Genomic DNA, 20,836 nt, shown 5'->3' on the forward strand with positions numbered 1-20,836 from the left:
CGGCCTGCGCTCAGGGGTTAGACAAATACAAAGTCGGGATAACAATATGGGCGGCGCATGGCCGCCCGGGGGCCGGACTATTCGGGCAGATGGTCCGGAACGCCGTCCTCGTCGACCTGCTTGACGCGGTCCAGCGCGTTGCGCGCGGCCGACATGGCCTCCACCGTGCTGCGGAAGCGCCGGCTGATGAAGATCTCGAAGGCCTGAGTGTCAGGCTCGGCGTCGTGCTCGGCTTCATCCGGTTGTGCTTGCGCGTCCGCCTGGGCTGCAGCCTGCGCGTCCAGTTCGGCCTGGCTTTTTTTCTTCGGCAGCCGCCGCGTTTCGATGAAAGCGCGTGGCGGCACGCGCCCCTCGGGTTGGGTCGCGTACGCGAGCACCGAAAATCCGTTGATGATCTTCTCAGCCATTGCGGTTCCGTGAGGCCGCGCCCGAAACGGGCGCGATTCCTTGTTACCGACTACGGCCAGCCGCAGGGAAACTTAAGCCTGCGCCGCCTGGCGCGTACGCACATACGCCGCCACCTGCGCCAGCACGTCGGACAGGTCGGCCTGCAGCGGCGCGAACCCCGAGTTGCGCTCGCGCGTGGCCTCGTCCATGTACAAGGGACGGCGGATTTCCACCTGCAGGCTGTGGCGGTTCAAGGCGGGCTGGCCGATCTGGGCGATCAGCTGCACGCCCTTGTAGGGGTCGTTGCGCGCCACGGTATAGCCCTTGTCGCGCAAGGCCGCCTCGATCAGGGCGATGAACTCCGGCTCGCAGGTCGTGCCGTCGCGGTCGCCCAGCACGAAGTCCGCCAGCGGGTGCTCGCTCTGGCGGCCCAGGCGCTCGTAGGCATCGTTGGGCATGGAGTGCAGGTTCAGGTGCCAGACCGCGCCAAAGCGCTGCCGCACCTGCTGGATCGCCTGCGACAGCGCCGCGTGATAGGGCTCGTAGTACGCCTGGATGCGGTGGCGCACTTCGGCCAGCGTCAGCTTGCGATCGTAGATGGGCGTGGACTTGTCCATCCTGCGCCAGATCAAACCCTTGCCCAGGCGGGTCTTCTCACCCGGGTCCAGCGCTTCGGGCCAGGGCTGCGCCAACAGTTCAGGGTCCAGGTCCTGCAGCGTGCGGTTGGGATCGATGTAGACGCGCGGAAAGTTCGCCGCGATCAGCGTCGCGCCCAGGGCCGGCGCCGCCGACCACAACGCGTCCACGTGCGTGTCCTCGCCCTGGCGCAGCTGCGCCAGGGTGGCCGCGGCGCCGAAGTCGTCGGGATAGCGCTCGCCGCTATGCGGCGAATCGCAGACCAGCGGCAGGGCCGGGCCCGTGGGCTCGTGTACGGAAACAGCGTCGAAGTCGGCGTGGGTCATCTTCAATCAGCCTGAATGTTGGCAGTCTTGGCGACCTTGGCGTAACGGGCCAGGGCCTGCTGGATCTGCGCCTCGAATTCCTGAGGCGTGGTGCGCACCAGCGTACCACCCACTTCCTCGGCCTTCTTGCGGAATTCCGGATCGTCCTGGGCCGCGCGCACCGCCTTGTTCAGGCGTTCGATCACGGCCGGCGGGGTGCCGGCGGGCGCCACCAGGCCGAACCAGCCGCCCGTGCCCATGTCGGGGTAACCCAGCTCGATGTAGGTCGGCACGTCGGGCAACAGCGGCGAGCGTTCGGCGCCCAGCACGGCCAGCGCGCGCAGCTTGCCGCCCTGCACCTGCGGCAAGGTCGAGGACAGGTTGTCGGTGATCGCGTCCACCTGGCCGCCCATCACGTCGTTCAACGCCGGACCGGCGCCGCGGTACGGCACGTGCAGCAGCTTGATGCCGGACAGCATCATGAAGTTCTCGATGTTCACGTGGCCCAGCGAGCCCACGCCCGGCGAGGCGAAGCTGTAGCGCTCCGGCTGCTTCTTGGCCAGGGCCACGAACTCGGCCATGTTCTTGGCCGGCAGGCCCGGGTTGATCGCGAAGATGCTGGGCACGGCGACCACGTTGGCCACCGGCACGAAGTCCTTCACCGGGTCGTAGTTCATCTTGCGGAACACGGCCGGGTTCGAACCGTGCGTGCTCATCGTGGCCATGCCGATGGTGTAGCCGTCGGGCGTGGCGCGCGCCACCTGCTCCATGCCCATGGAGCCGCCCGCGCCAGCCTTGTTCTCGACCACGATGGTCTGCTTCAGGTCGCGGCCGGCGTACTCGGCCACCAGGCGCGCCACGATGTCGGTCGAACCGCCGGCGGCGAACGGCACCACCAGCTTGATGGGGCGGGCGGGATAGTCGGCGGCTTGGGCGATGCCGGCGAAGGTCAGCGTGGCGAACATGCCGGCGAACGCGAAGCGCGCGGACCGGCCCAGAAGGCGGCGAGACATGGGGATGACTCCGAAAGTTGAAGGTCAATCGACAAGGCCGCCAGTGTCCGAACTTTACGGTCCCCTTTCAAACGACTATATTGCACGGCTTCATTACCATTGGTCATGCTAGATGCGACTGCACTCGCCCTCCATGTCCGAACTGCACGCCTTCGTGACGGCGGCGCGCCTGGGCAGCTTCACGCGCGCCGCCGAGGTCCTATGCGTCACCCAGGGCGCCGTCAGCCGGGCCATTTCCCGCCTGGAAGCGCATTTCGGCCAACCGCTGATGCATCGCAACGCCCATGGCCTGACCCTGACCGAAACCGGACGCCGCCTGTACGACGGCGCGCAAGGCCCCTTGCAGGAGATCGAGTCGCTCAGCGCCGGATTGCGCGCCAACGACCGCCGTCAGCGCTTGACGCTGTCGACGGTGCCGACGCTGGCCAGCGCCTGGCTGCTGCCTCGCCTATCTGACTTTCACGCGCGCCACCCCGACATCCAGCTCGGCTTCGCGGCCTATCGCCGCAACGAGGATTTTTCGGGAGCGACGCCCGACGCCAGCATCCTGTCCGGCATGCCGGAGCAATGGCCGGGCTGGCAGGTGGACTACGTGATCGGGCGTGAGTTGGTCGTGATCTGCCACCCCGCCCGGCTGGCCGCGCGGCGCGCGCAGGGGCTCTGGGACACGCCGGCCGGCCTGCTCGGGGAGCCGCTGCTGTATCACTCGAACGGCATGGACAACTGGGTGCAATGGCTGGCCGCCGCCGGCGTGCCGCGCGCCTCGGTCCAGTTGTCCAATGGCTTTGACCAGGTGTCCATCCTGGTCCGCGCCGTCATGGCCGACATGGGCATCGCCGTGCTGCAGCGCTGCCTGGTCCGCGACGACCTGCAGGCGGGGCGCGTGGCCGCCCCCTTTCCCGACTTGCCGATACGCATCGCTCGCGGCTACCACCTGTGCGCGCCGGCACAGCGGCGCGACCATTACGCGCTGGCCTGTTTCCGCCAGTGGCTGCTGGAGACGGCCGGGCAAGACCCGGACGTGCTGGCCGCCGGTCCCGGCTGAAAGCCGATTCGACGAAACATGTGGTTTCGCACCGCAGCAGCAAATGCTACAGAATGAAAACGGGCTCCTGCGAGGAGCCCGTTCGGATGACGCGGCGCAATGCTCAGGGCGCGAGCTTGAATCCCAGGTCCACGCCCCATTTATCGGTTTCACGCAGCCATTTCGCTCCGCAGTTCAGGCAGCGGAAGTGGTCTTCACGGCTTTCTTCGCGGCCTTTCTGCGTCGGGTTGGTGAATCCCTGATGCCCCAGATGGGCATGCGGCGCAACGCCAGCAAGCCCGGGGTTAATGCGTTGGCAAGCCAGGCACATAACGCTCATTGATGCTTCCCTACAAACATAGTAACTAAATTGTAAGGGATTCCACCAATACTTTTCTATCAATATATGACGATAAATCCAAAAATAATTGTTAACGCCACAATTAAACAACGGTCGGCATGGCGGCCAGGCAGGTAGCCAGGTGGTACGGCGAGGTCGAAGGCATGTCCGCGCGCACCACCGCCCCATCCGCGTCCAGGCATTCGTACCAGCCGCCCGCGTGCAGGAAACGCGCGCGGAACATGGCCAGCCCGGCCTCCAGCGCGGGCAGATCGCCCAGCACGCCGAGCACCCGCAGATACTCGGTCTGCGCCCAGATCCGGCGCGTGTCGTCGATGACGGCGCCAGATTCGTTCAGCGAGGCCGCCACCCCGCCCGCGTCCACGCCATGGCGGCGCGACCAGCGCACCGCGCGCGGCAGCGATTCCGCCAGGTCCAGGCCGTCGAATACCTCGGCCGAGCCGTGCACCAGCGACAGCCATTCGAACTGGTGCCCGGGCTCCAGCCGATTGCCGGGAGTGCCTTGCCGCTCCTCCGAAATGCACTGCGAGGGCGCGTGCACGAAGAAATGGCTGATGCCTTGCGCCAGGCCGCGCAGACGCTGCGCGTACAGGGCGGGCTCCGCGACCTGGGCCGCGGCCAGATACGCCTCGGTCAGATGCATCATGGGATTCTGCGCGGGCGCGCGCAGCGACTGGCTCAGGTCCGGGCTGAGCGCCGCGTGGTACAGCCCATCGGCGGTCTTGAAGCGCGCCTCGATGGCCGAGGACGTGGACAGCATGAGCTTGCGCGCATCCGCGTTGCGGCTGCGGCGGAAATAGGCAGCGCAAGCCAGCACGATGAAGGCATGGGTATAGAGGTCCTGCGTTTCGTCCAGCGCACGCGCCTGGGCGTCCACGCTGTAGCGCCAGCCGCCGTGGACTTCGTCGCGGAACACGCGCCGCAGCGACTCGAACAGCAGGTGGGCATGCGCGCCCGCGGCGGCCCCGGGCGCTTCCGAAAATACGTAGAGCTGGCGCGCGCAAGCCATGGCGCGGTAGCGCGCGGCCGGCAGCGCGGCGCCGGTGGCCGCGTCCAGCGATTCATAAGGCAGGCCGAGCGCGCCATTGAAACCCTGCCCCATCCAGAGGGGCAGGACAACGGAATCAAAGTGGTCGCGGAATGCGCGGAGGTGTTCCGCAAGTGAAGAGTTGGTCTGTGCGGCAGTCATCTTGGAACGGCGCATACCCAATGAGGGCCCCAGATTTTGGAGCAGCAACGATAACCGAAATCTTCGTCGCAAACCTTTGAGTATTCTCCGAAGCGTCATGCTCACACAGACCGGTCCCGCCTATCAGCTCCGTCCAGGGCGCAGCGCCCTATCGGAAGATGTTTTCCTCTACCCAGTTCTGCGCGAATACTTCCGCGCGATCGCGTGCTTCGTCCAACGAAGCGCAGTTGCCCAAGTGGGAAAACGCGGCATCCACTTCGGTGCCGCCCTCAGCCGTAACCGTCAGCAGTACGCCATATCCGCCGGTATCCATGGCCGCTGTGGAAACGTCGATCAGAACTTCCTGGTCACGATGCTGCATGTGCTACCTCCCAGTCGGTTACCTAAACGCGTGAACCACGCGTGACGTTGCGGGAGCAGAATTCCCGCGCAAATGAATAGACCTGCAAACGTCACGCAAGTTCATCTTACTGGCGACTCGGCGCCCGCGATACGTCGAAAAGCAGCCAAATCGCGCATTCCCTCTCAGGAAATTCCCGTAGCGCGGCCCGAATAGTCGCGAACCTGCGAAATACTGCGAAAACATTCGCAAATTGTGTGGAAATACCAGCCCCAAACGATCAAGACGCGGCGAAACGCGGGATGCGGCTTCAAGCCGTTCCGGTTGTCGACATAATCGGATTTGGCGGGCTATCGCAAATGGATCGCGCCGGGCTCTTCCATGCGCAGGGAGAGCTTGCCCTTCTCGGTGATGAGCCAGCGGCCATCGGCGCCGGCCTCGATGCAACGCAGCGTCTCCAGCGCCTGCGCCACGTGCGCGGGCACCTCAGTCTGGGCGGCGCCGGGCTCGCCATTGTCGGCCACGATGCGCAGCCAATGTCCCAGCTCGCCTTTCTCGAAACGGTGCAATGCCATGCGGTGATTCTCTCTTGAATACCCAACGATAGCATGCCCCCGGATCCGTCCTAGGACAGCAACTGCGGCAACGACGACGCGAGCAGCGCCACACCCGACACGGTGAGCAAGCCCAGCACGATGCGGCGGAACGCCACGTCGCTGATGCCCACGTAGACGCGCGTGCCCCACAGGGTCGGCACCAGCATCGCCGGCAGGATCACCGCAAACAGCGGCAACATGTCGCGCGTGACCACGCCCGTGTAGACATAGCTCGCCATCGTCACCACCAGCATCGACAGGTTGAAGTTCTGGATCACCGCGCGCTGCACGTCGCGGTCGAAGCGGCGCAGGGTGCACCACAGGGTCGGAATGACGCCGGTGAACCCGCCTATGCCACCCATGACGCCCCCCATCGCACCCACCACGCCATCGGCCAATCTTCCGCCTGCGGTGATGGGCGGCAATCGCGTCGCAAACAGCATGACCGGACACCAGACCGCCAGCAGTCCGCCGACCAGCGCCTTGAACATGAGCGGATCCAGGTAGGGCAGCAACTTGACGCCCAACGGAATGCCCAGCAATCCGCCCGCCACGAACGGCAGCAGATGCGCCATCCCGAACCCCCGGCGCACGGTGAACGCGGCCAGCAATTGGCCGGTGAGCGAGCCGAACACCACCATGGCGGCGGCGAGCTTCGGATCTATGGTCCAGGCCCAGAACGACATGGCCACCATGCCAAAGCCGAAGCCCGACAGGCCCTGCACGAAACCCGCGGCCATGGCGCCCGCCGCGACCAGCACATATAAGGAATCCATATCCGCCGCACGCCCGCAAAAGAAGCCGGAACCGGTCCCGGCGCACGACATTCTAGAACGCGCGGATATCTCGTCCCTGCGCTACGAAGGACGCAACGCCAGCGGCCGCTTCAGGCGCGTCGCCGCGGCCGACGCCGCCACGCTGGCGCCGATCAAGGCCAGGCCCAACGCCAGGTCGGCGGAGATGCGTTCGTGGAACACCAGCGACGACACGATCAGCCCGATCACCGGCACGCACAGCATGGCGATCGAGGTCGCCACGGGCGGCATCTTCTGCGTCATGCCCAGCACCACGATGAAGGTCAGCGCCGTGGCCAGCGGACCGGTGTACAGAATCACCGGCCATGCCTCAGGCTCGGCCAGAAAGACAGGCGCGCCATCGCGCATCCACGCCAACGCGGCCAGCGGCAGCGCCGCGATGGCCGTCTGCCACGGAATCATGTCCGCGCCCAGGCGGATATGCCGGCTGCCGCGCAACTGGATGATGTTGCAGGCCCAGGCGAAGGACGCGCCCAGCAGCATCGCCAGGCCTATGACGGTGTGCGCCTGCCAGGGACTGAACGCGGGCGCGACGATGACGGCGATGCCGGCATAGCTCAGCGCCGTCGCCAGCCATTGCGCCAGCGACAGGCGTTCCTTGAGGATCAGCGAGGACAGCGGAATGACCCAGATGGAAGTGGCGTAGGCGATCACGGACGCGCGCCCCGGCGCCACGTATTGCATCGCCCACAGCGCCAGCGCCGTGAACGCCCCCATCTGCAGCAGCGCCACACCCGCCACCAGCGGCATTTCCTGCCGCGTGGGCAGGCGCAGGCGGCCCAGCATGCCCAGCACCAGCGCGCTGATCAGCGCGGCCGAGCCAAAGCGGCTGGCGGCCAGCCAGAGCGGGCTCATATGCGCCAGCCCCAGCTTCATGACCGGCCAATTGCCGCCCCAGATGGCTACCGCGCCGACCAGCGGCAAAAACCTGCCCAACGTGCTCTGCTGACTCATTACTGCCCAATCTACCGCTTGAATATTCCGTGTTTTGGCACAATTGCAAAACGATGAAATAGTCTATAGGGTTAACCCCAGCACATTTCACTGCATTCAACGGCAATACCCGTCATACTCAGCACGGATGAATTGCCGAATGACCATTACTAGGTGACTTATGCCGGAAATCAACCTGGATGCCACCGACATCCGTATCCTCAATGAACTGCAGCGCGATGCGCGCCTGACCAATGTCGAACTTGCGGCGCGCGTGAACCTGTCCGCCTCGCCCTGTCTGGCGCGCGTGCGCCGGCTGGAAACCGAAGGCTTGATCGACCGCCGCGTCACGCTGCTGAACGCCCGCAAGTTGGGCCTGAAGGTCAACGTGTTCATCCAGATCTCGCTGGACAAGCAGCGCAAGGCGGCGCTGGACGTGTTCGAACGCGAGATCGCGGTCCTGCCGGAAATCATGGAGTGCTACCTGATGTCGGGCGACGCCGACTACCTGATCCGCGCCCTGGTGCCGGACGTCGACGCGCTGGAGCGGCTGATCGTCGAACACATCACCCGCATCCCCGGCGTGGCCAGCATCCGCTCCAGCTTCGCGTTGAAGCAGGTGCTGTACACCACCGCCGTCCCGCTTGCTTGAAGCCCTGGGCGCCGACTTGCGGGATCCCCGGCGCCCCTCCACAATGAAAGCGCCGCGCGCCCGCGCCGGCGTCCCTCCCATCGCCTAGCAAGGAGAACACCATGCCTGAAACCGACTGGTTCCCCGGCGGCACGCTACCCGATCGTCAGGGCTACTTCGAAGTGGAATTCGAAACGGGTGAAACCGAAATCACACGCTACGGCATGCTCGGCTGGGAGCCCGAGCAGGACCGCGGCCGCATCAAGCGCTGGCGCGGCCTGGACCCGGCCATCGAAGCTGCCGAAATGCAGCGCGAGAGCGCAGTGCGCAACAACGGCGATACGCTCATGGGCTGAAGCGCCGGCTGACGCGCCAAACAAAAACGCCGCGGAAGACCTCCGCGGCGTTTTGCTCTGCCGGCAGGCTCAAAGATCCAGCTTGGAGATCTTGGTGCCGGCCAAGGACACGCCCGCCATCAAGCCGCCGTTGTTCATCACGAAACCGACAATGGGCTGTTGCGCCGTGTTGGTGTCGATGCGGCCGTTGGCGCCCACATTGACAACCGCAACCGTCGCATCGGCGCCCACGGTCCAACCGCTACTGTTGCGGAACTTGGCAAGCGCCTCATCCGTCATGAACAGCAGCACCATCGCCTTGGACTGCGCGCCGGCCTGGAAGCCGACGGAACCCGCCGTGGTGCTGTAGTAGCCGGCGGTGGAGCTACCCACGCGCAGCACGCCCTTGCCATGCTCGGCGCCGATGATGAAGCTGCCGCTCAACACATCAGGAAAGATCAGCACGCCCCGGGCGCGCGCGACCAGTTCCCTGGACTGCGGCGACGCTTGGTAGAGCTTGCCCAAGGTGGCGTCGGCCGCGCTGTTCAACGATTGGCGTTGTTCAGTGGCGGTTGCCGAGGATTTGGGACTGGTGGTGGTGCAGCCCGTGAACATCAGGCCGGCCACGCCGATCGCCGCGGCGGCCAGGCCAGCGCGACGCAAGACAGGAAAAGTATCAAACATGGAACTCTCCTTTTTTGTTGTCACCCTCTACCAATGTACTGGGCAATGCCAGCAGCGCAAAGCACACGATTGTGTGAAAAGAAACAAAAATCTGCGTGCCGCCGTGGACGCGGTTTGCCGCTACAGGATGCCGTAACGGGGTTCGCCCGTGGATGCGTCGACCGACACGATGCCGGACAGCACCAATTCGGCATGGCGCCGCGCCGTGCCGGGATCGTCGAAGGTCACGAAGCGCGGCAGCGACCAGCGCCGCTCGAACTCGCCCTCGGTCCTGCGGCATACCGCAATCTCGATAGCCAACATGCCAGTATCCAGCCGGATGACCTGACACTGCACCTCGAACCCATCAATATGACGCTGTGGCCACGCGCCCATTCCTTGCTCCTGAAACAGCTTTTCACGGCCGCAATATGCCAAAGAAATTTTGGCTTGAAAAGCAATGTTTTCAAGGAGTTATGGCGTACTAGCGCAGCTAGTGCGAACGCATCTTGCAGCCCGCTGAAATGGCCGCGCAGCGGAGCGTTTTCTGCTGTTTCGCGCCGCGCCGGCGCAATGGCGCGCTGACGGCTTCAGCCGCCGGGCGGACGGATCCATTGCGCGTCCCATAAGCCTTCGCCGCGCTCGAGCGCCGCGCCCAATGCCTGCTTGCTGCGCTGCGCCACCGCCGCGAGCAAGGCATTGCAAACGGAAAAGGCCGCGGTGTAGGAATCGAACGGCGAGGCGCTGGAACTGCGCGCTATCAGCACGTGGTGTGCCGATGCCGCGGCGGGCGCCGAGGCCGAATCGGTGATCAGGATCACCTTGCCGCCACGTTGCCGGAAGTACTGCACCGCCTTGGCCGCGGCAACCGAGTAGCGCCTGAAGGTAAACGCCAGCAGCACGTCGGCCTCGTCGATCCAGAGCAGCTGGTCTTCCAGGAACAGCGGGCCGGCGGCGACCATGGGCTTGACCGAAGGCAGGCACAGGTTCAGATAAAGCGCCACATGGCTGGCCAGCGGCGCGGCCTGGCGCAGCCCCAGCACATGCACCCGCCCCTTGCGCTGCGTCAGCAGCCGCACGGCGGCCTCGAAGGCCGCCACGTCGATCGACGCGTAGGTCTCCTTCAGGTTGTGCTGGTCGTGCAGCAAGGCGTTGTGCAGGCAGGCGCGCGCCGAGGGCTTGTCGGCGCCGACCGCGTCCGCGCGCTCGCCGGGCGAGGCCAGTCGCGCCGTCACTTCCGCGCGCGCCTCCATCTGCGCCTGCGCATAGCTGTCGTAGCCCAGCTTGGCCAGCAGGCGCACCACGGTGGAAGCGCTGGTGCCGACCTGCCTGGCCAGCGCCGTCGCCGATTCCAGCAGGCTTTGCGGATAGCGCGCCTGCATCTCATCGACCAGCACTTGTTCGCTCTTGCTGAGCTTGCGGCCATAGCCGGCAATACGTTGGTGCAGGTTCATCCTTGCATGGCCCTAGGTGATAACCCCAAATTTCACAACACACATTGCATCTTATATTGCTGTCTGCAATCTTCATTGCAAATTAGACCAAACCCGCAGTCACCACAAGAGAATTCCATGAAGCATCATCCCCAGGGACCGTCCTTGGCCCGCCGCAGCCTGGTCCTGGCCGGCCTGGGCGCCGCCTTGCTGCCATTGGCCGCGCGCGCCGACGCCTATCCTTCGCGCCCCGTCACGCTGGTCGTCCCCTTCCCTGCGGGCGGCTCCGTCGACCTGATCGGCCGGCTGTACGCGGACGCCCTGGGCAAGGCGCTGGGTACCAGCGTCATCATCGAGAACCGCGACGGCGCGGGCGGCGCCATCGGCAGCAAGCGCGTCGCGCGCGCCGCGCCCGACGGCTACACGCTGGTCGCGTCGTCGCAAAGCTCGCATCTGGCCAACCCGCTGATGCGCAATGACCTGGGCTACGACCCGATCAAGGACTTCGTCTCGATCTCGCAACTGTCGCGCACGCCCAACGTGCTGGTGACCAACGCTGCCGTGCCGGCCCGCAATCTGGCCGAATTCGTGGCGCTGCTGAAGGCGCGCCCCGATCAGCTGCACTATGCCACCGCGGGCATCGGCAGCATGGGCCAGCTCAACGCCGAACTGCTGAAGAACACCCTGCAGCTGCAGGCCGTGCACGTGCCCTACCGCGGCGGCGCGCCGCTGATCAACGCCCTGCTCTCCGACCAGGCGCAGTTCGCCCTGGACAACCTCGCGCCCTTCCTGCCGCACATCCAGGTCGGCAAGATGCGCGCGCTGGCGGTGGCCGCCCCCAAGCGCCTGGACTCCCTGCCCGACGTGCCGACGTTCGAGGAACTGGGCTACCCCGTGCTCAACTCCATGTCGTGGATCGGCCTGGCCGCGCCCGCCGGCACGCCGCCCGACATCGTCCAGAAGCTGCTGGCAGCCGTGCGCACCGCCGCCACCGAGGACGGCATGCCGCAATCCCTGGAAAAGGCCGGCGCGCTGCCGCCCGAGAACCAGACGCCGCAGCAGTTCACCGCCATGATGTCCGAGCGCCTGGCGTTGTACAAAGACCTGATCGACCGCGCCGGCATCCGTCCTGAATAGGCCACACTCCCATGAAAAATCCCGCTTTCGAACCCGACACCGCTCCGCTCGAAGTCCTGCCGCGCGATCTCTCGGCCTACCGCGAGGGCAATGTCGGCATCCCCTACGTGCACCGTTTCGAGTCGGGCCGCCCCGGCCCGCACGTGCTGATCAACGCCATCACGCACGGCAACGAAATCTGCGGCATGATCGCTGCGACGCATCTGCTGGACAGCGGCGTGCGGCCCAAGATCGGCACGCTCACCGTCAGCTTCGCGCACGTCGAAGCCTATGAAGCCTTCGATATCGAGAACCCGTACGAGAACCGCCAGCTGGTCCACAACCTGAACCGCATCTGGTCGGCCGCCATGCTGGACGGCCCGGAAGACAGCCCCGAGCTGCGCCGCGCCCGCGAGCTGCGTCCGGTGCTCGACGCCGCCGACTTCGTGCTGGACATCCATTCCACGCGCGCGCCGGTGCAGCCCTTCTGGGTCTACACGGAAATGGACCGCAACACGGCGCTGGCCAGCGCCGTCGGCATCCCGCAGGTGCATCTGGTGATGCCGCCCGACCTCTTTCCGGGCACCGGCGTCATGGGCTACGGCCGCCATGGCGATCCGCACTCCGACAGCAATGGCTCGCTGGTGGTCGAATGCGGCCAGCACTTCGCGCAATCCGCCGCCGACCTGGCCACGGACGTCACGCTGCGCTTCCTGGCGCACACGGGCCTGATCGACATGCCCGCCGGCACGCCGCCCCCGCCCGCGCCGCAGCGCTACCGCCTGCTCCAAGTGCACATGGTGAAGTCCGAGGACTTCACCTTCACCCGTCCGGTGATCGGCTTCGAGACCTACGCCAGGGGTGAACTCATCGCCATGAACGGCACCGAGGAAATCCGTTCGCCCTGCGACGACTGCACCATCTTCATGCCCACCCGCATGCCCATCGTGGGCCGCGAAGCGGTGTACCTGACCGTGGCGATCTGAGCGCCGCCCGCCGGCGCCTGATACGGGTCGTCATAGATCCGGAATCAGGCGCTTGCCCAGGCTGATGACCTCGTCCTGCTCAAAGCCCAGGGTCGCGTAGAAATCCTTCACCGCAACATTGCCCGACCGGATCAGCAGATTGATCTTGGGGCAGCCCATGGCCAGCAGCTTGCGCTCGACCGCCTGCATCAGCGCGGTCGCATGGCCGCGGCGCTGATGCGCGGGCGATACCGCCAGGTAGTTGATCCAGGCGCGATGGCCGTCATAGCCGCCCATCAGCGTCGCGACGATCGCGCCGTCCGCCTCTCCCACCAAGAACAGGTCCGCCTGCACGGCCTGCTTGCGCGCAATGTCCTTGCGCGGATCGTTCCATGGGCGGGTCAGGCCGCAGTCATGCCATAGCTGGATGATCGCGGCTTCGTCGGTCGAATGGTAGGGCCGGATGGCGAGGTCTTGCGCACTCATGCTTCGTTCCTTCAAGGATGGCAACGAAAGCCTTGCGATACGCCTCGATAGCGGGACCAGCCAGAAACGAAAAAGCCACGAGGGGTATCGTGGCTTTCAGGGATAGGCGCCGAGGGTTCGGCGCCGGGACGTGACCAGCCACTCAACGTAGACGTCGAGTGATTCGTCGGCAGGATGCGCCGGAGATCGGCGCGAAATGCGGTGCGTTCATGCGGTCAGCATACACGAGGCCCCCCGGAGCCGCCAGGCTCAAGACACATCAGGCGCCGCCAGCGTACCTTCCATGACCACCACGGCCTCGCCCGCCACGCCCGCCCACACGCCGTCGGCGCGCGGTTCGGCATGGGCCAGCAGCACGCTGGCGCGCCCCATGTCCACGCCCTGCTCCACCCGCAGGCGCAGCGCGCCATCTCCGCGCAGGGCCGCGCGCAATGCCGTCATCGCCGCCGTCGCGCTGCCGGTCGCGGGGTCTTCCGTCATGCGTCCGGTGAACATGCGGGCCTGGACATCCGCCTCGCCCGGGCGGGTGTCGGTGGTATAGGCATAGATGGACTTCGCGCCGTCCAGCGGCAGCAGGGCCGCGTAGCCCGCCGGGTCGGGCACGGCGCGGCGCAAGGCGTCGCGGCTGGCCAACTGCACCACCAGGAAGATCAGGCCGACCGACGCCACCTGCGGCGCATGCGCGGAGGTATCGATATCCGCGGGATCCAGGCTCAAGGCCCGCGCCACCGCGGCGGCCGGCGCCTCGCTGGCGCGCGACAAGGGTTGCGGCGCGAGCAGTTCCGCGGCGTCCACTCCCCTGGCGCCCGTCCGCAGCGCGATGCGCACCAGTCCCGCTTCCTCTTCGAACACGAAGGCATCCGGCACGCTCAAGCCCGAAGCCGCCATTTCCCGCGCCAGCACCACGGCCGTGCCCACGTTCGGATGCCCCGCGAACGGCACCTCGCGGTCGGGCGTGAAGATGCGCACCCAGGCCGTATGCGCAGGATCCCGCGGCGGCAGCACAAAGCTGGTTTCGGAATAGTTGAATTCGCGCGCGATGCGCTGCATCTGCGCCGCGCTCAGCCCCTGGGCGTCGAACACGACGGCCAGCGGATTGCCGCCGTACGCTTGGCTGGTGAACACATCGGCGGTGACATAACGGTAGCGCATCGGACGTCCTCTCAGGCCGCGCGGACTGCGCGGCAACCCGGAAAGTGTGCGCCGCCGGCGCCCGGCCCGCCAGACACAGAGACGGCGAATCGGGACCGTAACAGCGGCGGGATTTGGCATAGACTATGCCCCACAAGCCCGGCAATTCCAGCCGCTTTTCAACCGCCGGCACATGACGATTTGCGCTCGCCCGGAGCCCGCCCTATGTCCACGGTACGCACCTACTTCGAGAACCGCCTGCCTGCCGGCGAACTTGCCCGGCTGATGTTGGCGCAGGAGCCGTTCTTTCTTGAGAACATCGTCGACATCGATCAAACCGCGGCGGCGATGCGGGCGCTCTGCCACGAACACGGCCTGACCGCGCAGATGCTCAAGCGCCCCTACAACAGCGGCGTCACGGGTTGGGATCTGGCCAGCTTTCTTCCCGCCTGGATCGGCGCGATGGCTCTGGGCCTGTTTGCCGCCACCACCCTGGGCAGGCAACGAACGGACGTGACCATCAAACTGCGCAGCAACAGCCTGCTCGAAGTGTGTTTTTCCCGGCCGGCCCCAGGCCCAGGCGCCGCCCTGCCTTGATCGCCGCTGCGCGCCGCCCGCCTGTCTTGCATCAACATCGCCCCCACGCACGCCTAGTACAATGTCCCATATATGGGGATGAAAACAATGAAAGACAGTGCAAGTCCCGCAGGGGCTCTTACCGTCGAAGCGGCGGTACGCCTGGCGGAGAACTGGGCGCGCGCGCATCACGCGGATGCTGAACGAAGCCGGAAGTTCGCCACCCAGTGGCATCGGGACACCAGCCCCGACGACAGGCAAGGCGACGTATTGCTCAGGGATCTCGCCTTCTTTTTCCAAGCCGCTTCGAACGACGCCGCCTACTGGCGCTCGGTCGGAGACTTCACCGAGGAAGCCACCGGCCCCTGGGGAGTCCAGGCGCTGAAAGCCCTGGCCGGCTTGAATCTGATCGGCCTGGCGGCGGCCTTCATCCTGTTTGCCGCGCGCGACAGTTCGGCTTTCACGGCGGGCGCGATCGGCGCCTGCGCCTTGTTCCTGGCCGGCCTGCTGCTGGCCTACCCGGCGTTGCGGCTCACCCGCATTTCCCGCTCCACGGCGAACGCCGCCTCGGCCTTGCAGAGCCGCGAGGCGGGCGCGGCGTCGACCTGGGAACAATTGCGCTCAGCCAATCACGGCAACCCCAATGTCGGCCGCAGGGAACGCAAGATCGCCTTGCGCCTGGCCGCCGCCATGGCCGCCACCGCCACGGCGGGCTGTGCGCTGCTCATTGCAACGGTGTGGTTCTAGCGGGCGGGCAAGACTACGCCACCGGCGTCACCGCCCTCCCCGTCGTAAAAAACGACACCAGGTTCCGTATCGCCAGCTCCGCCATCTGGCGGCGCGTCTCGTGCGTGGCGCTGCCGATATGAGGCGCCAGGATCACGTTGGGCATGTGCCGCAGCGGACTCTCGCCCAACGGCTCGCTTTCGAACACGTCGAGCGCGGCGCCCTGGATGATGCCGTCGGCCAGCGCATGGCACAGGTCTGCCTCGTTGACCACCGAGCCGCGGGCGACGTTGACGACCAGGCCCTCCGGACCCAGCGCCCGCAATACGGCGGCATCGACGATATGGCGCGTTGCCGCGCCTCCGGGGCACGACAGAACCAGCACGTCCACATGGCGGGCCATGGCCGGCAGGGAATCGAAGTGCCGCCAGGGCACATCCTGGCGCGCGCGCCCGAAGTAGCTCAGATCCACTTCGAACGGGACGAGCCGCTGGACGATCTCTTTGCCTATGCGCCCGAGGCCGACGATGCCGACCTTCCTGCCCGCCAGGCTCGCGCCCAGCGGAAAAGGCGACTCCTCCCACGCTCCGGTGCGCACGAAGCCGTCGGCCGCAGGCAGCTTGCGCAGCAATGCGAGCAACAGTCCCACCGCCAGTTCAGCCACGGCCTTGTTCAACACGTCCGGCGTGTTGGTCACGACGATGTTCTTCCGGCGCGCGTGGTCCAGCGCGATCCCGTCGTAGCCCACGCCGTTGGTGGCGATGATGCGCAGGCCCGGCAGCCGGTCCATCAGCTCCGCAGGAATCCGATAGTTCGAACGCGTGACGATGCCGCCGATCGCACCGGCCTGCGCGGGGTCGCTCTGAAGCGCCTCTTCCTCGATCAAGGTGAACATCGAACGGAACTGCGTTTCCACCGAATCGGGAAAAACCCCTACCTTGAGCAAAGGGGGAAACCTGCCGTCCCCGTACCCAGGGCTTGCTTCTGCTGCCTGGCGCGTTGCAGCCAGTTCATGCTCCATCATGGATTTCAACCTCGACGCTTTAACATACGGAAAATTGGCGCGATAAGCCTGCAACCCTCGCAGCCGGGTTCGCAGCGGTTCCTGCGATCTTCAACCTGAAGTTTCTCCTTTCAGGGCAATAGCCCATCGCATCATGGACATCAAGTGCATGCAGAGCTTCGTCGCGGTCGTCGAAGCCGGTTCTTTCGCCGAAGCGGCGCGCAAGCTCGATCTGACCTCGGCCGCCATCGCTGCGCGCATCAAGGCGCTGGAGATGGACCTGGGCGTGGCGCTGGTCAAGCGCTCAGGGCGTTCGGTCAGGCCGACCGAGAGCGGCATGCGCATACTCGAAGGCACCAAGGCGGCCATCCGCAACCTGCGCGACCTGCGCGCCATGGCCATCGACGGCAACCAGCCCGGCGAATTCCGCATCGGCTGTTTCGTGTCCGCGCTCACCAACGTGCTGCCTCCCATACTCAAGTCCCTGTACCGGCGGCATCCCGACGCGTCGGTATTCGTCACCCCGGGCGGCTCCATCGACCTGTGCGGCAAGGTGGTCAACGGCGAGCTCGACGCCGCCATCGTGGTGGAGCCGCAGTTCGCCGTGCCCAAGAGCTGTCTCTGGCAGCCGTTCATGGAAGAACCGCTGGTCGTGGTGGCCCCGTCGCATCTTGCGGACCAGGACGCCCACACCCTGCTGTCGACCCAACCCTTCATACGCTACGACCGCAACATATACGGCGGCCAGTTGGCCGACCGCTATCTGCGCGACCACCAGATCTGGCCCAAGCAGCGCCTGGAGATCGACGGCCTGCTTGCCATCGTCGCCCTGGTGCACGAAGGCCTGGGCGTCGCGCTGATTCCGGACTGGTCGTCCATGTGGAAGTCGCTCGACGTGGCGCGCATCCCATTGCCCAACCGCGCGCCCGTGCGCCGCAACGGCCTGATCTGGAACACCCGCGGCCATCATGCCAAGATGGCCGCGTCGATCTCCCAGGACGCCCGGACCATCTTCGGGGGCTTGGAATCGCGCGGTGCAATGCCCTAGCCCTGCTTCGGCTTGCCCGGCACGCCGCGCAGGAAATCGAAATCGACGCCCTTGTCGGCCTGGGTCACCGTGTCAAGAAAGAGCTTCTTGTAGCCGCGTTCGGCCGTGGGCGGCGTGACGGGCTGCTCGCGGCGGCGGCGTTCGAGCTCCTCGTCCGATACCAGCAGGGATATCTCGCGCCGGCTCACGCTCAGGCGTATGCGGTCGCCGTTCCTGACATAGGCCAGCGGCCCGCCGATGGCCGCTTCCGGCGTGACGTGCAGCACGATGGTGCCGAAAGCGGTGCCGCTCATGCGGCCGTCCGAGATCCGGATGATGTCCTTCACCCCTTGCGACGCCAGCTTCTTGGGGATCGGGATATAGCCTGCCTCCGGCATGCCGGGCGCGCCCTTGGGGCCGATGTTCTTCAGGACCAGAATGTCCTGCGGCGTGACGTCCAGGTCCGCGGCATCGATGCGGCCCGCCAGGTCCTCGGCGTTCTCGAACACCACGGCCCGGCCTTCGTGTTCCATCAGCCCGGCATCGGCGGACGACTGCTTGATGATGGCGCCTTCGGGAGCCAGGTTGCCCGAAAGGACGGCTATGCCGCCCTGCGGGTAGATCGGGTTCTGGCGGGTCTTGACCACGCTTTGCGCGAAGCCCGGCCCCGCGCGTTCGATCTCCTCGCCCAGCGTCCTTCCGGTCACGGTCAGCGCGTCGAGCTTCAACAGCGGCTTGAGTTCGCGCAGCAGCGTGGCCATGCCGCCGGCCTTGTGGAAATCTTCCATGTAATGCTGGCCGGACGGCTTCAAGTCCACCAGCACGGGCGTCTCGCGCCCCATGCGGTCCAGCGCCTGCAGATCCAGGTCCAGGCCCAGCCTGCCGGCGATGGCCGTCAGGTGGATGATGCCGTTGGTGGACCCGCCGATGGCCAGCAGCACGCGCATGGCGTTCTCGAAGGAATCCGCGGTCAGGATCTTCGAGACGGACAGGCGCTGCCTGGCGATCTCGACAGCCTGCGCGCCCGTGAGTTCAGCGATGCGCATGCGGTCCGCCGTGACCGCCGGCGGCGTGGCGCCGCCGGGCACGGTCATGCCCAGCGCTTCGGCGATACAGGCCATGGTGCTTGCCGTGCCCATGACCGAACAGGTGCCCACGCTGGCCACGAGCTGGTTGTTGACGTCGGCGATCTCCTGGCCGTCGATCTCGTCGGCGCGGTACTTGCCCCAGTACCTGCGGCAATCCGTGCATGCGCCCACCCGCTCGGACCGGTGCGAACCCGTCAGCATGGCCCCCGTCACCAGCTGGATCGCCGGTATGTCCGCCGACGCCGCGCCCATGAGCTGGGCGGGCACGGTCTTGTCGCATCCGCCTATCAGCACCACGGCATCCATGGGCTGCGCGCGTATCAGCTCCTCGGTGTCCATGGACATGAGGTTGCGCAGATACATGCTGGTGGGATAGGAGAAACTCTCGTGGATGGAGATGGTCGGGAAGTCCATCGGCAGCCCGCCCGCGAACATGATGCCGCGCTTGACGGCTTCCAGCAGCTGCGGCGCGTTGCCGTGACAGGGGTTGTAGGCGCTGCCGGTGTTGGCGATGCCGATCACCGGCCGGTCCAGCGCGCCATCCGTGTAGCCCGCGCCCTTGATGAAGGCCTTGCGCAGGAACAGCGAAAAGCCGCTGTCGCCGTAGCTGGTAAGGCCCTTGCGCAGGCCGCTGGCCTCGTCCTGTGATGTTCCGGTGTTTTTCTTGCTCATCTTGTTCAAGCTGCTTCCAGTTAATTTGCCGTGATGCCGCCGTCGCGGATGACCTTGGCCCACTGTTCGATTTCGGCGTTCAGCCGCGCCTTGGAGGCTTCGACATCGAGCGCGTCGGCATAAACGCCTTGCTGCAGCAGCTGGGCCTTGGCATCGTCCTTGGCCAGCGCCGTGGTCAGCGCCTTGTTGATCTTGGCGACGATGGGAGCCGGCGTGCCGGCCGGCGCCATCACGCCAAAGAGCGAACTGACGTTGAAGCCGCTGAAACCCTGCTCCTCGGCGGTCGGTATGTCCGGCAGCATCGACACGCGTTGCGGCGTCAGCACGGCCAGCGGACGCAGCTGGCCGGACTTGATGAAGGAGATCGCGGCGGGAACCGTCTCCGTCATCGTCTCCACCTGGCCGCCGACCAGGTCGGTCATGGCCGGGCCGCTGCCGCGATAGGCCACGTGCACGATGTTGACGCCTGCAATCTGCTTGAAGAGTTCCATGGCCATGCGCTGGGGAGCGCCGGCGCCTGATGAGGCAAAATTGAGTTTTCCGGGATTCGCCTTCGCGTAGCTCACCAGCTCGGCCAGCGATTTGATCGGCAGCTTGGGATTGACCACCGCCACCAGCGGCACAAAGCCGACGACGCCGGCTGGCGCGAAGTCCTTGCGCAGGTCGTAGGGGATGGTGTCCTTCTCCAGGGTCGCCATGACCGAATGCGAGGTCAGCGCCCCCATCAGCAAGGTATAGCCGTCGGGCTGGGCGCGCGCCACTTCGGCCGCGCCGATATTGCCGCCTGCTCCGCCCCGGTTCTCGATCACGACCTGGCCGCCGATCTGTTCGCTTAGGCGCTGGCCCACGATGCGCCCGATCACGTCGGTCGCGCCTCCCGGCGGGTACGGGATGATCAGGCGGATGGGCTTGCTGGGATAGCTGTCGGCGCCCTGTGCGCAGGCATGGCCCGGAACGGTGAAGGCGGCAGCCGCGATGAAGGCGGCCGCGGCGATGTGAATGCGCTTGCGCGCGGCATTCTTACAGAACATTTTTGTCTCCCGATGCGTTCTTATGGCTTGAAAGCTCTAGGTGCATGTTCGCAAACTCTTGCCTGCGAAAAGAGAAAAAAATTTATGTTCTGTCAAAAAAATCCGTGCGAGTCCTAGGACGTCCGGATGAGGACAATCCGGATCGCAATTCGGTTTTGTGAGGCTGGGTTCTTGAGCCGCCGGCGTCCGGACTGCGGGATTCCGATGCTCGCCCCAGTGGGGCTGCGCTTCGGATCCCTCCGCCCGGCCACCGGCTCAAGGCATCTGCCCATGAACGGGGTCCGAAAACAATGCATCAGGCGACTATCAGCCGAGGCGGCCCGGAGCCATCCGAAGCGCAGCCCCATTGGGGCG

General features: G+C 66.0%; 25 protein-coding genes. 8 read left to right on the plus strand and 17 right to left on the minus strand.

Annotation, left to right across the window (positions count from 1 at the left end; genetic code table 11):
* Positions 1 to 77 precede the first annotated feature (77 nt).
* From BRO63_RS10755 to BRO63_RS10765, 3 genes are all read right to left on the minus strand, one after another.
* Positions 78 to 407: a hypothetical protein gene (locus BRO63_RS10755; protein ID WP_088139785.1), complete on the minus strand. Its 330-nt coding sequence runs from the start codon at positions 405 to 407 to the stop codon at positions 78 to 80.
* Between the two features lie 72 nt (positions 408 to 479).
* Positions 480 to 1,349, minus strand: coding sequence for an N-formylglutamate amidohydrolase (locus BRO63_RS10760; RefSeq protein WP_088139786.1), 870 nt, complete (start codon positions 1,347 to 1,349; stop codon positions 480 to 482).
* 2 nt (positions 1,350 to 1,351) lie between these two features.
* Entirely contained in the window at positions 1,352 to 2,341 is a 990-nt protein-coding gene (locus tag BRO63_RS10765; RefSeq protein WP_088139787.1) for a Bug family tripartite tricarboxylate transporter substrate binding protein, read from the minus strand.
* A gap of 112 nt (positions 2,342 to 2,453) precedes the next feature.
* Between BRO63_RS10765 and BRO63_RS10770 the strand changes: the two genes are divergently transcribed.
* The gene (locus BRO63_RS10770) at positions 2,454 to 3,386 is read left to right on the plus strand and encodes a LysR substrate-binding domain-containing protein (RefSeq protein WP_088139788.1); all 933 of its coding nucleotides are present in this window, start codon (positions 2,454 to 2,456) and stop codon (positions 3,384 to 3,386) included.
* Between the two features lie 103 nt (positions 3,387 to 3,489).
* On the opposite strand, the gene BRO63_RS10775 is transcribed toward BRO63_RS10770, so the two are convergent.
* The 6 genes from BRO63_RS10775 to BRO63_RS10800 form a co-directional block, all read right to left on the minus strand.
* Positions 3,490 to 3,705: a hypothetical protein gene (locus BRO63_RS10775; protein ID WP_042792993.1), complete on the minus strand. Its 216-nt coding sequence runs from the start codon at positions 3,703 to 3,705 to the stop codon at positions 3,490 to 3,492.
* Between the two features lie 103 nt (positions 3,706 to 3,808).
* The gene (locus tag BRO63_RS10780; RefSeq protein ID WP_088139808.1) at positions 3,809 to 4,915 is read right to left on the minus strand and encodes an AGE family epimerase/isomerase; all 1,107 of its coding nucleotides are present in this window, start codon (positions 4,913 to 4,915) and stop codon (positions 3,809 to 3,811) included.
* 148 nt (positions 4,916 to 5,063) lie between these two features.
* Positions 5,064 to 5,276, minus strand: a complete 213-nt coding sequence (locus BRO63_RS10785) for a hypothetical protein (protein WP_008159938.1) — start codon at positions 5,274 to 5,276, stop codon at positions 5,064 to 5,066.
* Between the two features lie 329 nt (positions 5,277 to 5,605).
* On the minus strand, positions 5,606 to 5,830 hold the full coding sequence (locus BRO63_RS10790; protein WP_088139789.1) for a hypothetical protein: 225 nt from the start codon (positions 5,828 to 5,830) through the stop codon (positions 5,606 to 5,608).
* A gap of 50 nt (positions 5,831 to 5,880) precedes the next feature.
* Complete coding sequence (locus tag BRO63_RS10795; RefSeq protein ID WP_088139790.1) at positions 5,881 to 6,627, minus strand: sulfite exporter TauE/SafE family protein; 747 nt, start codon at positions 6,625 to 6,627, stop codon at positions 5,881 to 5,883.
* 81 nt (positions 6,628 to 6,708) lie between these two features.
* Complete coding sequence (locus BRO63_RS10800) at positions 6,709 to 7,620, minus strand: DMT family transporter (protein WP_088139791.1); 912 nt, start codon at positions 7,618 to 7,620, stop codon at positions 6,709 to 6,711.
* 160 nt (positions 7,621 to 7,780) lie between these two features.
* Between BRO63_RS10800 and BRO63_RS10805 the strand changes: the two genes are divergently transcribed.
* Both BRO63_RS10805 and BRO63_RS10810 read left to right on the plus strand, forming a co-directional pair.
* The gene (locus BRO63_RS10805; protein WP_006226939.1) at positions 7,781 to 8,251 is read left to right on the plus strand and encodes an Lrp/AsnC family transcriptional regulator; all 471 of its coding nucleotides are present in this window, start codon (positions 7,781 to 7,783) and stop codon (positions 8,249 to 8,251) included.
* A 101-nt stretch (positions 8,252 to 8,352) separates the two neighbouring features.
* On the plus strand, positions 8,353 to 8,586 hold the full coding sequence (locus BRO63_RS10810; RefSeq protein WP_088139792.1) for a hypothetical protein: 234 nt from the start codon (positions 8,353 to 8,355) through the stop codon (positions 8,584 to 8,586).
* A 69-nt stretch (positions 8,587 to 8,655) separates the two neighbouring features.
* On the opposite strand, the gene BRO63_RS10815 is transcribed toward BRO63_RS10810, so the two are convergent.
* The 3 genes from BRO63_RS10815 to BRO63_RS10825 form a co-directional block, all read right to left on the minus strand.
* Positions 8,656 to 9,249: a BPSL1445 family SYLF domain-containing lipoprotein gene (locus BRO63_RS10815; RefSeq protein WP_059378409.1), complete on the minus strand. Its 594-nt coding sequence runs from the start codon at positions 9,247 to 9,249 to the stop codon at positions 8,656 to 8,658.
* Between the two features lie 120 nt (positions 9,250 to 9,369).
* Positions 9,370 to 9,552: a hypothetical protein gene (locus BRO63_RS10820; RefSeq protein ID WP_256943282.1), complete on the minus strand. Its 183-nt coding sequence runs from the start codon at positions 9,550 to 9,552 to the stop codon at positions 9,370 to 9,372.
* Positions 9,553 to 9,818: 266 nt separating this feature from the next.
* A complete protein-coding gene (locus BRO63_RS10825; RefSeq protein WP_088139794.1) occupies positions 9,819 to 10,682 on the minus strand; it encodes a MurR/RpiR family transcriptional regulator in 864 nt (287 codons plus the stop codon).
* 117 nt (positions 10,683 to 10,799) lie between these two features.
* Between BRO63_RS10825 and BRO63_RS10830 the strand changes: the two genes are divergently transcribed.
* Positions 10,800 to 11,798 (plus strand): Bug family tripartite tricarboxylate transporter substrate binding protein, encoded by a 999-nt coding sequence (locus tag BRO63_RS10830; protein ID WP_088139795.1) that lies wholly within the window; start codon positions 10,800 to 10,802, stop codon positions 11,796 to 11,798.
* Positions 11,799 to 11,809: 11 nt separating this feature from the next.
* Positions 11,810 to 12,763 carry a succinylglutamate desuccinylase/aspartoacylase domain-containing protein gene (locus BRO63_RS10835; protein WP_088139796.1) on the plus strand — a complete coding sequence of 318 codons (954 nt, stop codon included), beginning with the start codon at positions 11,810 to 11,812 and terminating at the stop codon, positions 12,761 to 12,763.
* A gap of 30 nt (positions 12,764 to 12,793) precedes the next feature.
* Here the strand turns inward: BRO63_RS10835 and BRO63_RS10840 are convergent, their stop codons facing one another.
* Together BRO63_RS10840 and BRO63_RS10845 are read right to left on the minus strand one after the other, a co-directional pair.
* Positions 12,794 to 13,228, minus strand: a complete 435-nt coding sequence (locus tag BRO63_RS10840; protein ID WP_088139797.1) for a GNAT family acetyltransferase — start codon at positions 13,226 to 13,228, stop codon at positions 12,794 to 12,796.
* 249 nt (positions 13,229 to 13,477) lie between these two features.
* Entirely contained in the window at positions 13,478 to 14,380 is a 903-nt protein-coding gene (locus tag BRO63_RS10845) for a PhzF family phenazine biosynthesis protein (protein WP_088139798.1), read from the minus strand.
* 204 nt (positions 14,381 to 14,584) lie between these two features.
* Between BRO63_RS10845 and BRO63_RS10850 the strand changes: the two genes are divergently transcribed.
* Both BRO63_RS10850 and BRO63_RS10855 read left to right on the plus strand, forming a co-directional pair.
* Complete coding sequence (locus tag BRO63_RS10850; protein ID WP_088139799.1) at positions 14,585 to 14,956, plus strand: hypothetical protein; 372 nt, start codon at positions 14,585 to 14,587, stop codon at positions 14,954 to 14,956.
* A gap of 87 nt (positions 14,957 to 15,043) precedes the next feature.
* Positions 15,044 to 15,682, plus strand: a complete 639-nt coding sequence (locus BRO63_RS10855; protein WP_143218686.1) for a hypothetical protein — start codon at positions 15,044 to 15,046, stop codon at positions 15,680 to 15,682.
* 13 nt (positions 15,683 to 15,695) lie between these two features.
* On the opposite strand, the gene BRO63_RS10860 is transcribed toward BRO63_RS10855, so the two are convergent.
* The gene (locus tag BRO63_RS10860; RefSeq protein ID WP_306425672.1) at positions 15,696 to 16,607 is read right to left on the minus strand and encodes a 2-hydroxyacid dehydrogenase; all 912 of its coding nucleotides are present in this window, start codon (positions 16,605 to 16,607) and stop codon (positions 15,696 to 15,698) included.
* 211 nt (positions 16,608 to 16,818) lie between these two features.
* Here BRO63_RS10860 and BRO63_RS10865 point away from each other — a divergent pair, with 211 nt between their 5' ends.
* Complete coding sequence (locus tag BRO63_RS10865) at positions 16,819 to 17,712, plus strand: LysR family transcriptional regulator (protein ID WP_088139802.1); 894 nt, start codon at positions 16,819 to 16,821, stop codon at positions 17,710 to 17,712.
* On the opposite strand, the gene BRO63_RS10870 is transcribed toward BRO63_RS10865, so the two are convergent.
* Both BRO63_RS10870 and BRO63_RS10875 read right to left on the minus strand, forming a co-directional pair.
* A complete protein-coding gene (locus BRO63_RS10870) occupies positions 17,709 to 19,451 on the minus strand; it encodes an IlvD/Edd family dehydratase (RefSeq protein ID WP_088139809.1) in 1,743 nt (580 codons plus the stop codon). The genes BRO63_RS10865 and BRO63_RS10870 overlap by 4 nt on opposite strands.
* A gap of 20 nt (positions 19,452 to 19,471) precedes the next feature.
* Complete coding sequence (locus BRO63_RS10875) at positions 19,472 to 20,482, minus strand: Bug family tripartite tricarboxylate transporter substrate binding protein (RefSeq protein ID WP_088139803.1); 1,011 nt, start codon at positions 20,480 to 20,482, stop codon at positions 19,472 to 19,474.
* Positions 20,483 to 20,836 lie beyond the last annotated feature (354 nt).

Origin of the sequence: Achromobacter xylosoxidans (assembly GCF_002192695.1) — a bacterium.
GTDB classification, from domain to species: Bacteria; Pseudomonadota; Gammaproteobacteria; order Burkholderiales; family Burkholderiaceae_B; genus Achromobacter; species Achromobacter xylosoxidans_C.

Excerpts from the sequence above, each read along its gene's own strand:
- BRO63_RS10840 (WP_088139797.1), bottom strand. The coding sequence starts at position 13,228 with ATGAGTGCGCAAGACCTCGCCATCCGGCCCTACCATTCGACCGACGAA.
- BRO63_RS10780 (WP_088139808.1), bottom strand. The coding sequence starts at position 4,915 with ATGACTGCCGCACAGACCAACTCTTCACTTGCGGAACACCTCCGCGCA.
- BRO63_RS10835 (WP_088139796.1), top strand. The coding sequence starts at position 11,810 with ATGAAAAATCCCGCTTTCGAACCCGACACCGCTCCGCTCGAAGTCCTG.
- BRO63_RS10770 (WP_088139788.1), top strand. The coding sequence starts at position 2,454 with ATGCGACTGCACTCGCCCTCCATGTCCGAACTGCACGCCTTCGTGACG.
- BRO63_RS10855 (WP_143218686.1), top strand. The coding sequence starts at position 15,044 with ATGAAAGACAGTGCAAGTCCCGCAGGGGCTCTTACCGTCGAAGCGGCG.
- BRO63_RS10765 (WP_088139787.1), bottom strand. The coding sequence starts at position 2,341 with ATGTCTCGCCGCCTTCTGGGCCGGTCCGCGCGCTTCGCGTTCGCCGGC.
- BRO63_RS10805 (WP_006226939.1), top strand. The coding sequence starts at position 7,781 with ATGCCGGAAATCAACCTGGATGCCACCGACATCCGTATCCTCAATGAA.
- BRO63_RS10810 (WP_088139792.1), top strand. The coding sequence starts at position 8,353 with ATGCCTGAAACCGACTGGTTCCCCGGCGGCACGCTACCCGATCGTCAG.
- BRO63_RS10820 (WP_256943282.1), bottom strand. The coding sequence starts at position 9,552 with ATGTTGGCTATCGAGATTGCGGTATGCCGCAGGACCGAGGGCGAGTTC.
- BRO63_RS10775 (WP_042792993.1), bottom strand. The coding sequence starts at position 3,705 with ATGAGCGTTATGTGCCTGGCTTGCCAACGCATTAACCCCGGGCTTGCT.
- BRO63_RS10830 (WP_088139795.1), top strand. The coding sequence starts at position 10,800 with ATGAAGCATCATCCCCAGGGACCGTCCTTGGCCCGCCGCAGCCTGGTC.
- BRO63_RS10815 (WP_059378409.1), bottom strand. The coding sequence starts at position 9,249 with ATGTTTGATACTTTTCCTGTCTTGCGTCGCGCTGGCCTGGCCGCCGCG.
- BRO63_RS10850 (WP_088139799.1), top strand. The coding sequence starts at position 14,585 with ATGTCCACGGTACGCACCTACTTCGAGAACCGCCTGCCTGCCGGCGAA.
- BRO63_RS10795 (WP_088139790.1), bottom strand. The coding sequence starts at position 6,627 with ATGGATTCCTTATATGTGCTGGTCGCGGCGGGCGCCATGGCCGCGGGT.
- BRO63_RS10870 (WP_088139809.1), bottom strand. The coding sequence starts at position 19,451 with ATGAGCAAGAAAAACACCGGAACATCACAGGACGAGGCCAGCGGCCTG.
- BRO63_RS10790 (WP_088139789.1), bottom strand. The coding sequence starts at position 5,830 with ATGGCATTGCACCGTTTCGAGAAAGGCGAGCTGGGACATTGGCTGCGC.
- BRO63_RS10845 (WP_088139798.1), bottom strand. The coding sequence starts at position 14,380 with ATGCGCTACCGTTATGTCACCGCCGATGTGTTCACCAGCCAAGCGTAC.
- BRO63_RS10875 (WP_088139803.1), bottom strand. The coding sequence starts at position 20,482 with ATGTTCTGTAAGAATGCCGCGCGCAAGCGCATTCACATCGCCGCGGCC.
- BRO63_RS10785 (WP_008159938.1), bottom strand. The coding sequence starts at position 5,276 with ATGCAGCATCGTGACCAGGAAGTTCTGATCGACGTTTCCACAGCGGCC.
- BRO63_RS10825 (WP_088139794.1), bottom strand. The coding sequence starts at position 10,682 with ATGAACCTGCACCAACGTATTGCCGGCTATGGCCGCAAGCTCAGCAAG.
- BRO63_RS10760 (WP_088139786.1), bottom strand. The coding sequence starts at position 1,349 with ATGACCCACGCCGACTTCGACGCTGTTTCCGTACACGAGCCCACGGGC.
- BRO63_RS10865 (WP_088139802.1), top strand. The coding sequence starts at position 16,819 with ATGGACATCAAGTGCATGCAGAGCTTCGTCGCGGTCGTCGAAGCCGGT.
- BRO63_RS10800 (WP_088139791.1), bottom strand. The coding sequence starts at position 7,620 with ATGAGTCAGCAGAGCACGTTGGGCAGGTTTTTGCCGCTGGTCGGCGCG.
- BRO63_RS10755 (WP_088139785.1), bottom strand. The coding sequence starts at position 407 with ATGGCTGAGAAGATCATCAACGGATTTTCGGTGCTCGCGTACGCGACC.